The sequence below is a fragment of the Ensifer sp. SSB1 genome, assembly GCF_016652895.1.
GTDB lineage: Bacteria > Pseudomonadota > Alphaproteobacteria > Rhizobiales > Rhizobiaceae > Ensifer.
This window is the reverse complement of sequence record NZ_JAEPRP010000087.1, coordinates 1-14,567: the sequence shown is the minus strand read 5'-3', so window position 1 is coordinate 14,567 and position 14,567 is coordinate 1. Positions and strand designations below refer to the sequence as shown.

Annotated in this window: 17 protein-coding genes and 1 pseudogene; 9 read left to right on the top strand and 9 right to left on the bottom strand. The window is 61.8% G+C overall.

Annotated elements, in window-relative coordinates:
* The first annotated feature begins 18 nt into the window (after positions 1-18).
* From gatC to I8N66_RS21120, 3 genes are all read left to right on the top strand, one after another.
* Positions 19-306, top strand: coding sequence for an Asp-tRNA(Asn)/Glu-tRNA(Gln) amidotransferase subunit GatC (gatC, locus tag I8N66_RS21130; RefSeq protein WP_113537793.1), 288 nt, complete (start codon positions 19-21; stop codon positions 304-306).
* Positions 307-356: 50 nt separating this feature from the next.
* Positions 357-1,838, top strand: a complete 1,482-nt coding sequence (gene gatA, locus I8N66_RS21125; RefSeq protein WP_291157312.1) for an Asp-tRNA(Asn)/Glu-tRNA(Gln) amidotransferase subunit GatA — start codon at positions 357-359, stop codon at positions 1,836-1,838.
* An 85-nt stretch (positions 1,839-1,923) separates the two neighbouring features.
* Complete coding sequence (locus I8N66_RS21120) at positions 1,924-2,403, top strand: GNAT family N-acetyltransferase (protein ID WP_291157310.1); 480 nt, start codon at positions 1,924-1,926, stop codon at positions 2,401-2,403.
* Positions 2,404-2,757: 354 nt separating this feature from the next.
* On the opposite strand, the gene I8N66_RS21115 is transcribed toward I8N66_RS21120, so the two are convergent.
* Positions 2,758-3,012, bottom strand: a complete 255-nt coding sequence (locus I8N66_RS21115) for a YjhX family toxin (protein ID WP_223727002.1) — start codon at positions 3,010-3,012, stop codon at positions 2,758-2,760.
* A gap of 178 nt (positions 3,013-3,190) precedes the next feature.
* Positions 3,191-3,499 (bottom strand): DUF1294 domain-containing protein, encoded by a 309-nt coding sequence (locus I8N66_RS21110; RefSeq protein WP_291157308.1) that lies wholly within the window; start codon positions 3,497-3,499, stop codon positions 3,191-3,193.
* A 159-nt stretch (positions 3,500-3,658) separates the two neighbouring features.
* Here I8N66_RS21110 and gatB point away from each other — a divergent pair, with 159 nt between their 5' ends.
* The 5 genes from gatB (at position 3,659) to I8N66_RS21085 (ending at position 7,337) form a co-directional block, all read left to right on the top strand.
* Complete coding sequence (gatB, locus tag I8N66_RS21105) at positions 3,659-5,161, top strand: Asp-tRNA(Asn)/Glu-tRNA(Gln) amidotransferase subunit GatB (RefSeq protein ID WP_113537822.1); 1,503 nt, start codon at positions 3,659-3,661, stop codon at positions 5,159-5,161.
* Positions 5,162-5,163: 2 nt separating this feature from the next.
* On the top strand, positions 5,164-5,661 hold the full coding sequence (locus I8N66_RS21100; protein ID WP_291157305.1) for a GNAT family N-acetyltransferase: 498 nt from the start codon (positions 5,164-5,166) through the stop codon (positions 5,659-5,661).
* A 124-nt stretch (positions 5,662-5,785) separates the two neighbouring features.
* Positions 5,786-6,256 (top strand): GNAT family N-acetyltransferase, encoded by a 471-nt coding sequence (locus tag I8N66_RS21095; protein ID WP_291157303.1) that lies wholly within the window; start codon positions 5,786-5,788, stop codon positions 6,254-6,256.
* A 108-nt stretch (positions 6,257-6,364) separates the two neighbouring features.
* The gene (locus I8N66_RS21090; RefSeq protein WP_113537800.1) at positions 6,365-6,760 is read left to right on the top strand and encodes an NADH:ubiquinone oxidoreductase subunit NDUFA12; all 396 of its coding nucleotides are present in this window, start codon (positions 6,365-6,367) and stop codon (positions 6,758-6,760) included.
* A gap of 124 nt (positions 6,761-6,884) precedes the next feature.
* Positions 6,885-7,337 (top strand): DUF2155 domain-containing protein, encoded by a 453-nt coding sequence (locus I8N66_RS21085; RefSeq protein WP_113537801.1) that lies wholly within the window; start codon positions 6,885-6,887, stop codon positions 7,335-7,337.
* Positions 7,338-7,402: 65 nt separating this feature from the next.
* On the opposite strand, the gene I8N66_RS21080 is transcribed toward I8N66_RS21085, so the two are convergent.
* From I8N66_RS21080 to I8N66_RS21055, 6 genes are all read right to left on the bottom strand, one after another.
* Positions 7,403-8,257 carry a DUF2167 domain-containing protein gene (locus I8N66_RS21080; protein WP_291157300.1) on the bottom strand — a complete coding sequence of 285 codons (855 nt, stop codon included), beginning with the start codon at positions 8,255-8,257 and terminating at the stop codon, positions 7,403-7,405.
* Between the two features lie 163 nt (positions 8,258-8,420).
* Positions 8,421-9,035, bottom strand: coding sequence for a leucyl/phenylalanyl-tRNA--protein transferase (gene aat / locus I8N66_RS21075; protein WP_291157298.1), 615 nt, complete (start codon positions 9,033-9,035; stop codon positions 8,421-8,423).
* 10 nt (positions 9,036-9,045) lie between these two features.
* On the bottom strand, positions 9,046-10,389 hold the full coding sequence (gene accC, locus I8N66_RS21070; RefSeq protein ID WP_113537803.1) for an acetyl-CoA carboxylase biotin carboxylase subunit: 1,344 nt from the start codon (positions 10,387-10,389) through the stop codon (positions 9,046-9,048).
* Between the two features lie 12 nt (positions 10,390-10,401).
* Entirely contained in the window at positions 10,402-10,881 is a 480-nt protein-coding gene (gene accB, locus I8N66_RS21065; RefSeq protein ID WP_043614150.1) for an acetyl-CoA carboxylase biotin carboxyl carrier protein, read from the bottom strand.
* A 25-nt stretch (positions 10,882-10,906) separates the two neighbouring features.
* The gene (gene aroQ, locus I8N66_RS21060; RefSeq protein ID WP_113537804.1) at positions 10,907-11,353 is read right to left on the bottom strand and encodes a type II 3-dehydroquinate dehydratase; all 447 of its coding nucleotides are present in this window, start codon (positions 11,351-11,353) and stop codon (positions 10,907-10,909) included.
* A 106-nt stretch (positions 11,354-11,459) separates the two neighbouring features.
* Complete coding sequence (locus I8N66_RS21055) at positions 11,460-12,227, bottom strand: DsbA family protein (protein WP_113537805.1); 768 nt, start codon at positions 12,225-12,227, stop codon at positions 11,460-11,462.
* Positions 12,228-12,461: 234 nt separating this feature from the next.
* On the opposite strand from I8N66_RS21055, the gene I8N66_RS21050 reads away from it, so the two are divergent.
* Positions 12,462-13,619 (top strand): aminotransferase class I/II-fold pyridoxal phosphate-dependent enzyme, encoded by a 1,158-nt coding sequence (locus I8N66_RS21050; RefSeq protein WP_291157293.1) that lies wholly within the window; start codon positions 12,462-12,464, stop codon positions 13,617-13,619.
* Between the two features lie 160 nt (positions 13,620-13,779).
* Here the strand turns inward: I8N66_RS21050 and I8N66_RS21045 are convergent.
* Positions 13,780-14,567: pseudogene (locus tag I8N66_RS21045) on the bottom strand (ribonuclease E/G); the annotation flags it as partial.

Sequence of the window (14,567 nt, the reverse complement as noted above, 5' to 3'; positions counted from 1 at the left end):
CAGTTACCGGAGACGATCATGTCCGTAGACCTTGCCACCGTGAAGCGCGTAGCGCGCCTTGCCCGTATCGCCGTCAGCGAAGAGGAAGCCGAGCGGATGATGGGCGAGCTCAATGGCATCCTCGGTTTCGTCGAGCAGCTCTCCGAAGTGAATGTCGAAGGCGTCGAGCCGATGACCTCGGTCACGCCGATGGATATGAAGAAGCGGACGGACGCCGTGTCGGACGGCAACAAGGCCGACGACATCGTTGCCAATGCGCCGAATTCCGATCGCAATTTCTTCCTCGTTCCGAAGGTGGTCGAGTAATCTCCCGCCAGCCGCCCCGACGTTTCTGATTGCGAAAGCCAGATTTTACCATGACCGACCTTACCAGCCTGACGATTGCCGAAGCCCGCGCGAAACTCGCCGCCAAGGACATCACCGCCGTCGAACTGACCGACGCCTATCTCGGTGCGATCGATGCCGCCAACGAGGCTATCAACGCCTATATCGCCGTCACGCCTGAAAAGGCACGCGAGATGGCCAAGGCCTCGGACGCGCGTATCGCCGCCGGTAAGGCCGGTGCGCTCGAAGGCATCCCGCTCGGCATCAAGGACCTCTTCGCCACCGAAGGCGTCCACACGCAGGCCTGCAGCCATATTCTCGATGGCTTTGCACCGCGCTACGAATCGACCGTGACGCAGAACCTCTGGAACGACGGGGCGGTCATGCTCGGCAAGCTCAACATGGACGAGTTCGCCATGGGCTCGTCGAACGAGACCTCCTATTACGGTGCGGTGAAGAACCCCTGGCGTGCCAAGGGCTCCAACATGGATCTCGTTCCGGGCGGCTCGTCCGGTGGTTCCGCAGCGGCCGTCGCGGCGCATCTCTGCGCCGGCGCCACGGCGACCGATACGGGCGGCTCCATCCGCCAACCGGCAGCCTTTACCGGCACCGTCGGCATCAAGCCGACCTATGGCCGCTGCTCGCGCTGGGGCACTGTCGCTTTCGCCTCGTCGCTCGACCAGGCAGGCCCGATCGCCCGTGACGTGCGTGATGCCGCCATCCTCCTGAAGTCGATGGCAAGCGTCGACGCCAAGGACACGACCTCGGTCGATCTGCCGGTGCCGGACTACGAAGCCTCGATCGGCAAATCGCTCAAGGGCATGAAGATCGGCATTCCCCGGGAGTACCGCGTGGATGGTATGCCGGAAGAGATCGAAGCGCTCTGGCAGCAGGGCATTGCCTGGCTGAAGGACGCCGGTGCCGAGATCATCGACATCACCCTGCCGCACACGAAATACGCGCTGCCGGCCTATTACATCGTCGCTCCGGCCGAGGCTTCCTCGAACCTCGCCCGCTATGACGGCGTGCGCTACGGCCTGCGCGTCGACGGCAAGGACATCGTCGACATGTACGAGAAGACCCGTGCCGCCGGCTTCGGCCAGGAGGTCAAGCGCCGTATCATGATCGGCACCTATGTGCTTTCGGCCGGTTACTACGATGCCTACTATCTGCAGGCGCAGAAGGTTCGCACGCTGATCAAGCGCGACTTCGAACTGGCGTTCCACGCCGGCGTCGACGCGATTCTCACGCCGGCAACGCCGTCTTCTGCCTTCGGCATCGCCGACGAGGACCTGGCCTCCGATCCGGTGAAGATGTATCTGAACGACATCTTCACCGTGACGGTCAACATGGCCGGCCTTCCGGGCATCGCCGTTCCCGGCGGCCTCGATCACAAGGGCCTTCCGCTGGGCCTGCAACTGATCGGCAAGCCGTTCGAGGAAGAGACGCTGTTCAAGACGGCACACGTCATCGAGCAGGCCGCCGGCCGCTTCACGCCCGCCAAGTGGTGGTAATCTCTTGAGGGCGGTGCCGACAAGGTATCGCCCTTTCTTCTGTTGAGTCCGTTGTAGCCATTCCTGTCGCGGAGGGGCCTGCGTCATGCCAGCCATCCGTCATGCCCGCGCCGGCGACGTCGACCGACTGACGGAGGTCGGTCTCGCCGCCTGGCAATCCGCGATTGCCGGTCTTGCCGATGGTGAGAGAATGCGGCGTGTGGCAGAGGCCTCGTTCTTCCGTTTTCTTTCCGAGCACTGGTTGTCCGTTTTGTTGATCGAAGCCGAAGGCGGCATTCGCGGCTGGGTGGCGCGTGAGGATTTCGACAACGCGATATCCGACCTGTGGATCGAGCCGGCGGCCCAGGGCAGGGGCTTCGGCGCCATGCTGCTTGGCGAGATCGAGCGCCGCATTGCTTCGGACGGATTCGATGTCGCCACCGCCAAGACCCATGCGCGCAATGACCGAGCCGTGGCCTTCTTCCGCAACCGTGGCTACGGGGTCAGCTGGCTTTCCACCGTCTACGCGCCGCAACTCGACAGCGATGTCGAGTTCATCGGCCTGAGCAAAGCCCTGACCGAGTAGGACGAGTGCCGCTGACCCAGTGCCTATCCGTGCATGGCTGAGGGCGCTTGTTGCAGATGCTGGAGAAGGCGGCCGCGCGTCCGTTGGTTCTGAAACCCTTCCACCAGCCGTTTGGGTTATGGTTCTCGGGGTTCGTTTTCGCCGCCTGCGCGCTCGGCATTCTGAGCCGCCCAGTATCGGCAGTGGACGGATTGCTGCTTGCTGCGGACCGCGCGTTACCAGGCGAAGGACACCGGACGCGATTGCGTCCGGTGCGCCGTTGGTTGGCTCAAGGTAAAGGCGACGCTTCACCTTACGTAAAGAGCCAACGATATCGGATATCATCTGACGTCCGATATCGTCGGTTTTTGCCGCTTAGCGGTTGTTGAGTTCAGAGCGCACTAGCAGCAAGCCTCGCTCCGTGATGCGATAGGGCTTTCCGCCAGAAGACGAGATTGCCTTCTTGCGCTTCAGTTTGCGGAAGAGCTCCAGGTCGAAGCCAGGGTAAACCCAACCGTCGCGGGTGAAGCACCGGATTTCGGTGATCGCCTTGCTTTCGCGGATGATTTCGATGCGGCCGCCCTGGGCCAAATGATGAAGGATGCGCTGTTCGGCGCGTGAGATGTCCATTTCTGAATGTTCCGGAATAGCGTTCGTAAGAACGCAGGAAAACGTTCCGCAAATCACTGGGAAAGCGGGGTGACGTTTCCGGCCCGTGCGCGCAATCAAAAGGGGATTGCGGGGACGGGCCCTTACCGGGACTCAGACGAAGAAGTGAACATCAAAACTCCAGAAAGACGGTTCTTTCCTAGAAGACGCTCGCGAGAACGTCAAGGTATCCGTGCAACGCCAGGGTACCAAGCACTGCCGCCGCCAACTGGAGGACGATGATGAACGCCAGCCGCGTTCGAAAGGGTTCCTTGCGCGTCTTGTGACGAAACACATGCCGGGCTGCCATCGCCCCCGGACTTCCGCCGAGAAAAGCAATTGTCAGCAGTGTCTGCTCGCTGATGCGCCAGCGGCCGGCGCGCGCTGCCCGTTTGTCGAACCAAAACAGCCCGAAGCTCAAGATGTTGATGTAGGCTGCGTACAATGCGAGTGCGGTGGCGGTGGACATCGGTAAATCTTGGCGCAAGGGTACTAAGCGGTGGTTAAGTGGCACGTCGCATTCGAGGTTGCCTGGAGATAGGCGCCGCATGACGCCGAACAACTTGCACCGGCGGGCCAATTGTTCTACCGAGAAACCAAGAATTCAGGCTTCAAAGAAGAGCATGATATGAGCATTGTCGACGTCCGTACCCCCGATCCGAAACGCTTCATTCCTGGCGCCACCGGCGACTGGGAGGTCATCATCGGCATGGAAGTCCATGCTCAGGTGCTTTCCAATTCGAAGCTGTTTTCGGGCGCCTCGACGGAGTTCGGCAACGCGCCGAATGCGAACGTCTCGCTCGTCGATGCCGCCATGCCCGGCATGCTGCCCGTCATCAACGAGGAATGCGTGAAGCAGGCGGTGCGCACCGGTCTCGGCCTGAAGGCTGCGATCAACAATCGCTCGATCTTTGACCGCAAGAACTATTTCTATCCGGACCTGCCGCAGGGCTACCAGATCTCCCAGTTCAAGGATCCGATCGTCGGCGAAGGCAAGATCATCATTTCGATCGGACCGGACCGTCAGGGACACTTCGAGGATGTCGAGATCGGCATCGAGCGCCTGCATCTGGAACAGGATGCCGGCAAGTCGATGCACGACCAGCATCCGTCGATGTCCTATGTCGACCTCAACCGCTCGGGCGTGGCGCTGATGGAGATCGTCTCCAAGCCGGACATGCGCTCGTCGGATGAGGCCAAGGCCTATATGACGAAGCTGCGCTCGATCGTGCGTTACCTCGGCACCTGCGACGGCAACATGGACGAAGGCTCGATGCGCGCCGACGTCAACGTTTCCGTCCGTCGTCCGGGCGAAGGCTTTGGCACGCGCTGCGAAATCAAGAACGTCAACTCGATCCGCTTTATCGGCCAGGCCATCGAGTATGAAGCACGCCGCCAGATCGGCATTCTCGAGGACGGCGGCAGCATTGACCAGGAGACCCGCCTGTTCGACCCGAACAAGGGTGAGACCCGCTCGATGCGTTCCAAGGAAGATGCGCACGACTACCGCTACTTCCCGGATCCGGACCTCTTGCCGCTGGAATTCGACGACGCTTTCGTCGAGGCGCTGAAGGTCGATCTGCCGGAACTGCCCGACGACAAGAAAGAGCGCTTCGTTCGCGACCTCGGCCTCTCGGTCTATGACGCCTCGGTGCTCGTCTCCGAAAAGTCGATCGCCGATTATTTCGAGGCGGTGGCGGAAGGTCGCGACGGCAAGATTGCTGCCAACTGGGTCATCAACGACCTGCTCGGCGCCTTGAACAAAGCCGGCAAAGCCATTGAAGAGACTCCGGTTTCGCCGGCCCAGCTCGGCGGCATCATCGACCTCATCAAGGCCGAGACCATCTCCGGCAAGATCGCCAAGGATCTCTTCGAGATCGTCTGGAACGAGGGCGGCGACCCGGCGGAGATCGTCGAAGCCCGCGGCATGAAGCAGGTGACCGACACCGGCGCCATCGAAAAGGCCGTCGACGAGATCATCGCCGCAAACCCGGATCAGGTCGCCAAGGTTCAGGCCAAGCCCTCGCTCGCCGGCTGGTTCGTCGGCCAGGTGATGAAGGCGACCGGCGGCAAGGCCAACCCGCAGGCCGTACAGGCGCTCGTCAAGGCCAAGCTCGGCATCGAGGAATAACGATGTTCTTCGTGCGCACGGCGAGCGAGCGCGATCTGGAAAAGGTTCGCGCCCTGTTGTCCGAAACGTGGCACGCGACCTACGACACCTTCTATGGTGTCGAGAAGGTCAACGAACTGACGGGGCGCTGGCACTCGTTGCCGGCGCTGAAAGCGCAGGTCGTGCGCAAGAACGCCGAGTTCCTGGTGGCAGATGACGGTCGCCAGATCGGCGGAATGGGCTTTGCGGCCATGTCCGATACGCAAGCCAAGACCGCCGTGCTCCACCAGCTCTATGTGCTGCCGAAGTTCCAGCGGCAGGGCATCGGCCGCGATATCTTCGCCGAACTCGAAACCTGCTTTCCGGATGCCGAGCGCATGCGCGTCGAGGTCGAGCCGCAGAATCTGCACGCGCTTGCTTTCTACCGGACGCACGGCTTCAACGAGGTGGGCTCGACGGCCAGTCACGGCGATGAACCCGGTTTGCCGGCCATCATCCTTGAGAAAATGCTGCTCGGCTAAAGGCTCGTTCCGGCGATTCCGAGCAACGCCCTGTGGAAAACCCCATGCGGCGAGGCGCTGTCGTGAAACCGTTCCCTTGTAGTGCTTGGTCCGCCGTCGATGAATGAAGCGAACGGGGAGAACCATGGACGCAGTCGCCGAACTCTTGATCCGCAAGGCCGAACGCGGAGACCTGCCGGCAATCATCGGCCTCTTTGCCGATGATGAGATCGGCGGGCATGGTGACACGACCGATGCGGAAGCCTTCGAGGACTACGTCGCCGCCTTCGAGAAGATTGAGGCCTCGTCACTACAGACACTCTTTGTCGCGGTTCTCGGCGACGAGATCGTCGGTACCTTTCAGACGGCGCTGCATACGACGCTGTCCGGGCGTGGCAGCTCCAGCCTGATTGTCGAGGCGGTGCAGACACGGGGAGACATGCGCGGGCGCGGGATCGGCGAACGCATGATGCGCCACGCGATTGCCGAAGCGCGGGAACGCGGCGCGAGCAAGGTGCGGCTCACGTCCAATGGCGTGCGCACCGATGCGCACCGCTTCTACGAGCGGATCGGCTTCACGCGCAGTCACGTCGGCTTCCTGATGCCGTTGAAATGACGGCCCTTGCCTCGGAATCACTGGACAAGCCATGAGCGGCGGGGCATAAGCGGGAACATAGTTTTGGTATCTGGCCGCCTTCCCAACGGCCGGTCAAGGACGGCATCCATGAAGCTCCTGCTGCAGATTTTCACCTGGTGGAACGAACAGACGATCGGAACGCGCTTTCACACCTGGCGCCACGGTCAACGGGTTGGTCAAGACGAACTCGGCAATGTCTACTATCAGGGCGGCAAGGACTCCGAAGGTCGCACCCGTCGCTGGGTGATCTACAACGGCTACGCCGAAGCTTCGGCCATTCCGGCAGGCTGGCACGGCTGGATGCATCACCGGACCGACGTTTCGCCGGCCGATGAGAAGTACGCGCCGCGCGAATGGCAGAAGCCGCACCGCGCAAACCCGACCGGTACAGCCAATGCCTACCGTCCCCAGGGCTCGATCGCAGCCACCGGCAAGCGTCCGCGCGTGACCGGCGACTATGATGCCTGGACGCCGGGTTCCTAATAATCTGTTCTCAGTGAAGACGACGGACCGCGGAATAGGTTCCTCGATCATGGCGCGGCCACAATTGATGGTTAGCGCCTGAAATCCATCGATGATGAACAGGGCACGCGGGAGACAGGCGACAATGGCAGGTTCTGATCTGCGCAAGGCAATCGGCCAAGGAGCACGGCGTTTGGGCTTGTCCCTGCTTGCCACCTTGCCGCTGATCGCATCTGCCGAAGCCGTCGACGCTGCGCGCCTTTCCAATGCCGTTGCCGTCTTCTCCGGTATCGACAAGATCACCGGACGCATCACCACCTTCGACGTCTATATCGGCGAGACGGTCCAGTTCGGCGCCCTCCAGGTGACGCCGCGCGTCTGCTACAGCCGCGACGATACCGAAGCGCAGAAGATCACGACCTTCGTCGAGGTCGAGGAGATTACGCTCGACCGCAAGATCCGCCGCATCTTCACCGGCTGGATGTTTGCCGACAGCCCCGGCCTGAACGCCGTCGAACATCCGGTCTATGACGTCTGGCTGCAGTCCTGCAAGGCGACATCCGATCTGCCGCCGCCGGATACCGCAGCGAAGCAATAGTTCGCTGTGGCTGCCGAACCTAGCGGCAGCCGATACACCTTCCATCCTTCGATATCACGGTGGCGTTATGCGCTTGGCGGTTCCTTGCGGCCGAACAGGCCCTTGAAGAACCGGGCGACAGCGGCGCCCGCAATCACGATGAGCACGCCGCCCTTTTTCAGGAATGCCAGCCCGACGGCAAGCAGGCCGACCTTCGCGGCGACCTTGGCGCCGGCGCCGGCGGCAATAAGGCCCGCCATGCCATAGGCCGCGACCGCGTCGCCTTCCTTGAAGTCCGCGTAGGCCTGCCCGGGATCGAACTGCACCATGCCAGCTACACCAGGCAGGCCTGACTTGATTTCGTCGAGCTGCTCCAGCCCTGAAACGAAGTTCATCTGCAGCACGCCCTCTCTGCTGAGGATACGAACAGAGTAGTTCAGGGTGTGGGGGGCGTTCGGGTCCTTGCCAAAGATCAGGTCGCGGGCCCAGTGCATCGTGTGCGTACCCAGATCGTAATGGGGAGGGGAGGCCCAGCCGACCAGCGTGATCGGATCGTAGCCCTGCTTTTCTCGCTCGAGGTTGTTTTCGGCGGAGGCTTCCTTCAGTTGCGCCAGAAGTTGCGTAAAATCGATGGTCAGCGCGTCTGCATCCGAAACGTAACCGTCCTTCAGATAGTCGATGACCGATCCCCAGGCCTTGTCACCGTCCGGCGGGTACTTGGCGGGAAAGACCATGCCGAGATAACCCTCGGCCGAGCCCGGCGGATTGCCCCACAGGTCGACAAGGACCTTCTTGGTGTCGGCAGGATCCAGGAAGTAGAAGTCCGCTGGAATATCGAGCTGTGCGTGAGCGGAAGGCAATGCCACCTTGCCCTGCTTGAAATCGAGCGACCCGATGATGGCGGACAATTCCGGGGGCAGATTCGGTTCGCCGCCGAACATCTCGCGATAGGTCTTTGCTTCCGCAACAGTGCTGGAAGCGATCAAAACCGACAATGCCAATATAATCTTGTTCATCCTGGTGCCCTCGAAAACGCTCGAAGTCTGGATGAACATATGAAGTAAGTACATCTCCAGGTGGAGATATCCAAAGAAGAGTATGCGTCTAGAACGAGAGATCCGAAGAGTTCATCGCGTTGCCGAGCATGATTTCGTACTCGGCCTTCGGCACGTCGATCGCGCCGAAGGACTTCAGGTGCTCGGTGGTGAACTGGGTGTCCAGCAACTCGAATCCCTTGGCGCGCAGGCGCTCCACCAAATGCACGAGGCAGATCTTCGAGGCGTCGGTACGTCGGGAAAACATGCTCTCGCCGAAGAACGCCGAACCGAGAGAAACACCGTAAAGACCGCCGACCAACATATCGTCCTCCCAGGCCTCGACGCTATGGGCGTAACCCATCGTGTGGAGCGTTGCGTAGAGAGTGCGGATCTTGTTGTTGATCCAGGTCGTCGGCCGGTCCGGGGCGGGGGCCGCACAGCCATCCATCACCGCTTCGAAGGCGGTGTTGAAGCGGATCTCGAAGGGTTTTCGGCGGATCGTCTTCGCAAGGCTGCGGGAGACGTGAAAGTCCGTGAGCGGGATGACGCCGCGAATTTCCGGCTCGACCCAGAAAAGCTCCGGGTCGTCAGCCGAATCGGCCATCGGGAACAGGCCGATCGAATAGGCGCGCAGCAGCATGTCCGCAGTAATGTCGGGCTGCTTGCTGCGCGTCCCTTTCAATTTATGGCCCTTACTCGGACGTGGCGGCCAGATGCTTTTCCAGCCAATGGATATCATAGTCGCCGTTGGCAATGTCCTGATTATTGATCAGGTCCTGGAACAACGGAAGCGTCGTCTTGATGCCGTCGATGACAAATTCATCGAGGACGCGGCGCAGACGCATCATGCACTCGACGCGAGTACGCCCGTGCACGATCAGCTTGCCGATCAGGCTGTCGTAGTAGGGCGGGATTCGGTAGCCCTGATAGGCGCCGGAGTCGACGCGCACGCCAAGACCGCCCGGCGCGTGGAAATGCGTGATCGTGCCCGGGGAGGGGACGAAGGTGCGCGGGTCCTCGGCGTTGATGCGGCACTCGATGGCGTGACCGGAGAACACGATGTCTTCCTGCCTGACCGAGAGGCCGCCGCCGGAGGCGACGCGGATCTGCTCGTGTACGAGGTCGATGCCCGTGATCGCTTCAGTGATCGGATGCTCGACCTGAAGACGGGTATTCATTTCGATGAAATAGAATTCGCCGTTTTCGTAGAGGAACTCGATCGTACCGGCGCCGCGGTACTTCAGCTTTTTCATCGCGTCGGCGCAGACCTGACCGATCTTCATGCGCTGGTCGACGTTGAGAGCGGGGGAGTTGGCCTCTTCCCAGACTTTCTGGTGGCGGCGCTGCAGCGAGCAATCGCGTTCGCCAAGATGCACCGCATTACCGGCGCCGTCGCCGACGATCTGGATTTCGATGTGACGCGGCTTGCCGAGGTACTTTTCCATGTAGACGGCGTCGTTGCCGAAGGCCGCAAGGGCCTCGGCGCGCGCCGTTGCGACGGCTTCCTCGAGATCAGCTTCGCTACGGGCAACCTTCATGCCGCGGCCGCCGCCGCCGGCTGTCGCCTTGATCAGAACCGGAAAGCCGATCTTGCGCGCGACGTCCAGCGCGTTTTCCGGCTTCACTTCGCCATCGGAACCCGGAACGACCGGGATGCCAAGCTCCTGCGCCGTCTTCTTGGCGGTGATCTTGTCACCCATGATGCGGATATGTTCCGCAGTCGGGCCGATGAAGGTGATGTCGTGCGCTTCAAGGATTTCGGCGAACTTGGCGTTTTCCGACAGGAAGCCGTAGCCAGGATGCACGGCGTCGGCACCGGTGATTTCGCAGGCGGCGACGATCTGGTGAATGTTCAGATAGCTATCGCGCGAGGGCGGCGGGCCGATGCAGACGCTCTCGTCGGCGAGGCGCACATGCATGGCGTCGGCGTCGGCCGTGGAATGAACGGCGACCGTGGCGATGCCGAGTTCCTTGCAGGCACGAAGCACGCGAAGGGCGATTTCGCCGCGATTGGCAATGAGAATTTTCGAGATCATCGCCGTGCCGCCTTATTCGATTACGATCAGCGGTTCGCCATATTCGACGGGGGCTGCGTCCTGGACGAAGATTTCAGTGACCTTGCCCGAGCGCGGCGCCGGGATCTGGTTCATGGTCTTCATCGCTTCGATGATGAGGATCGTCTGGCCTTCCTTAACCGTGGCGCCGACCTCAACGAAGGGGCGGGCTCCCGGTGCGGGAGAGAGGTAGGCAGTGCCGACCATCGGCGCGGTCACGGCATTCTTCGATGCGCGGGCGCTCTCGGCGGCCGGAGCGGCAACGGCGTTTGCCGGGGCGGCCGCTGCGGCGGGCATCTGGTAAGCCGGCATCTGCGGCATGGCCATCGGCATGGCAACCGGCGTGCCGTTGCGCGAAACGCGAATGCGCAGGTCGTCCTGCTCGACTTCGATCTCGGTCAGATCGGTGTCCTTGAGAATGTTGGCGAGATCGCGGATCAGCGCCTGGTCGATACCTGGTTTCTTGTCAGCCATGGAATATGAGCCTCTTGTGTTCTTTTTATTTCGACGGATTTGTCAGGTTCTTTAGCGCATGCAGCGCAAGAATGTAACTCTGGGCGCCGAAGCCGCAGATGACGCCCTTGACGGCCGGCGCGATCATCGACTTGTGACGGAATTCCTCGCGGGCATGGATGTTCGAGAGGTGCAGTTCGACCACCGGGATGCCAATGGCGCGGATGGCGTCGTGAAGCGCGATCGACGTATGGCCGTATGCCGCGGGATTGATCGCAACTCCGGCCGCGATGCTGCCGGCCTCATGCAGCCAGTCTACCAGCGTACCCTCGTGGTTCGACTGGCGGAAATCGACCTCGAAACCGAGCGATTTGCCTTCCGCCTTGCACATGGCCTCGATATCGGCGAGCGTCTGGCCACCATAAATACCCGGCTCGCGCTTGCCCAGCGCATTCAGGTTGGGGCCGTTCAGCACGAAAATGGTCGATGGCATAAGGGATTCCGGTCCGGTGATGGAGGGTTACCTATAGACTGATGGTCCCGCGAGGAAAAGCCCTTTGGCCCCCCGCGGGATTTGTCCACAGTCATGGGAAGGTTTGTCAGCAGGCGGTCTTGCCGCATTCGCGCATGTTGGAGACCTTGCCCTCGATCTCTTCGGCGCCGACGGCACCGAAGACGGCCTCGTTGCCGATGACATAAGATGGCGTGCCGGTGATGCCGAGATCGTTGGCAAGCCCATAGGCTTCCCGCACGGCCGCGTCATGCGGCTCTTTTTCCATCTTGGCGCGCAACTGATCCTCGGGGACACCGAGCTTGGCTGCGACTGCAAGGGCGGTCTCTTCCGTGGCGCGGTCTTCGCCGCCGAGAAGCGCACGATGGAAGTCGCCGTATTTCTCCGGGGCCACGAGGCGGAACGCGGCGCTCACCTTGTGAGCTGCCAGCGAGTCCGGGCCGAGGATCGGCAGTTCCTTCAGCACGAAGCGGACGTTCTTGTCCTTGCTGATGATAGCGTCCATGTCCGAAAGCGCGCGTTTGCAATAGCCGCAGTTGTAGTCATAGAACTCAACGATGGTGACGTCGCCCTTGGGGTTGCCAAGCACCATGTCGTAGTCGGAGTTGAAGATCGCCTTCTTGTTTTCGGTGATCGCGCTTTCTGCCGCTTCCTGCTGCTTGGCGCGCTGCTTCGTGGCCAGCGCTTCCTGGACCTCAAGCATGATCTCCGGATTGGCGATCAGATACTCCTTGATGAAGGCGCCGATCTCTTCCTTCTGCTTCGCGTCGAGCGCAAATGCGCTCTGCGGCAGGCTGACCCCGGCCACGAGCGCGGCGAGCGTTCCGGCGGCAATCATCTTGGTGCTGAAATTCATTTCTACCTCGTTGTCCTTGCGTATCCTGTGTGTGGTCCATCCCCAGTCGTCACGTCAACCGGCAGTTCTGTCAGACAACAGGAATCCTCGTATCCGCTACATGCTGGCAGCATAGGGTGGGTGTCGCGGAAACGAAACGGCAAAATCGGCGGAAATACGGCACTCGCGGACTTGTGAAGGTCAATTTCATCGGGCAAAGGGGCTGGAGAACAGCCGCTTATCGAGGATTTTCCGTTGGTAGACTTGTCAAAACGCAGCGCCGTCGAACCTTTCCACGCGATGGATGTGCTGGCGGAGGCAACACGCCGCCGCGATGCCGGCCACCCGGTGATCTCGATGGCGGTCGGGCAGCCTGCCCACCCGGCACCGCAGGCGGCACTCGAAGCCGCGCGCAACGCACTCCAGCACGGGCGTCTTGGCTATACCGACGCACTCGGCACTCTGTCGTCGCGAACCGCGATCGCTCGCCACTACGAGAAGCGTCACAGTATCGCGCTCGATCCGCAGCGGGTCGCCGTGACCACGGGCTCATCGGCCGGCTTCAATCTTGCCTTCCTTGCGCTCTTCGACCCCGGTGATTGCGTTGCGATTGCCCGGCCCGGCTATCCAGCCTACCGCAACATCCTCGCAGCGCTCGGCCTGACGGTGGTCGAAGTCGAGGCCAACGCCGAGACCGGCTTCACGCTGACACCGGAAAGCCTGGCGCGCGCTGCCGAGAAGGTCGGTCGCCCGCTGAAGGGCGTGTTGCTGGCCAGCCCGGCCAACCCGACCGGTACGGTGACGGGCAGGGCCGGGCTCAAGGCGCTCGCCGACTATTGCCGTGCGGAAAAGATCGCTTTCATTTCAGACGAAATCTATCACGGTCTGACCTTTGCCGGCGAAGAGGCGAGTGCGCTCGAAGTCACCGACGAGGTGATCGTCATCAACTCCTTCTCCAAATATTACTGCATGACCGGATGGCGCATCGGTTGGATGGTACTGCCGGCCGACAAGGTGCGAGGCTTCGAGCGCATTGCCCAAAGCCTTTACATTTCGCCGCCGGAACTGTCGCAGATCGCGGCCGAAGCAGCACTCGAGGCGCATGAGGAACTCGACCGCTACAAGGCTGCCTATGCGGCCAATCGCGACATGTTGCTGAAGCGCCTCCCGGAGATCGGCCTGTCGATCGCCTCGCCGATGGACGGTGCCTTCTACGCCTATGCCGATGTCAGCCGCTTCACCAATGACAGCATGGCCTTTGCCCGGCGGATGCTGGCGGAAATCAATGTGGCGGCGACGCCGGGCTTCGACTTCGACCCGCTTGAGGGGCATCGCACGATGCGATTTTCCTATGCGGGGGCCGAGGCCGACATGGTCGAGGCAATGGACAGGATCGCGCGCTGGCTTGCCTGATTGCGCGGCTGGACGGATAGGGTGCGAGCGCGGCCCGTCTGCTGTGGCTTTCATCGGTAAAAGAAAAGGCCCGGAGCGATCCGGGCCTTTCTATTTTCAATCTTTCGAGTTCAACGCCACGACGCGTCAGGGCCTCGGCTGAGAGCCTGGAGGCGGCTTCTTAGAAGAAGCCGCGGCGCTGCCACCAACCGCCCTTTTTCGGCTTGTTGGCCTCTTCCTCTTCGCCTTCGGTCTTCACCGCACTCGAGGTTACCACCGGCTCCGAAGCAATCTTCGAAAGATCGCGGTTCGCGCGCACCGGCTTGGTTTCGGCGAGATCGGCAGTGGCCTCTTCTACCGCCTCGACGGCGACATCGGCGACCGCTGGCTGGTCTTCGACAGCCGCCTGGGCAGCTTCATCGACGGTTGCGACCGGCTCTTCGGCCTTCACTGCCTTTTTGCGGGTCCGCTTCGGCTTGGCCGGCTTGGCTTCGACGACCTCGGCTTCCTCGACGACTGCAGCGGTTTCTTCTGCAGCGACCGCCACTTCGATCTCTGCGGCCACGGCCGGCGCTTCTACGGCTTCCGGTTCGTCGGCGTCTTCACCTTCCGCATCGGCCTCGAGCTGGCCTTCGCCTTCACCTTCGCCTTCCGGACGGTTGCGACGGCCGCCGCGCTTGCCACGGCGGCGCCGCTTGCGCTTCTGCTCGCCGTCAGCGTTGGTGGCTTCTGCATCCACGCCCTCGTCGTCCGCATCGCCTTCGTCGGCATCCTCGTCGGCGTCGTCTGCCGCTTCGGAAACCTGGCTGACGGCGCCTTCGGCTTGCTGCCCACCCTTGCCACGGCGGCGACGGCGACGCTTGCGCTTGCGCCCGCCCTGGTCGTCGGCAGACTGTGCAGCCTTCGGTTGCTCCTGGCGCGGCTCGCTGGCGATTTCTTCGGCTTCTTCTTCGTCGAGATCCTCGTCGA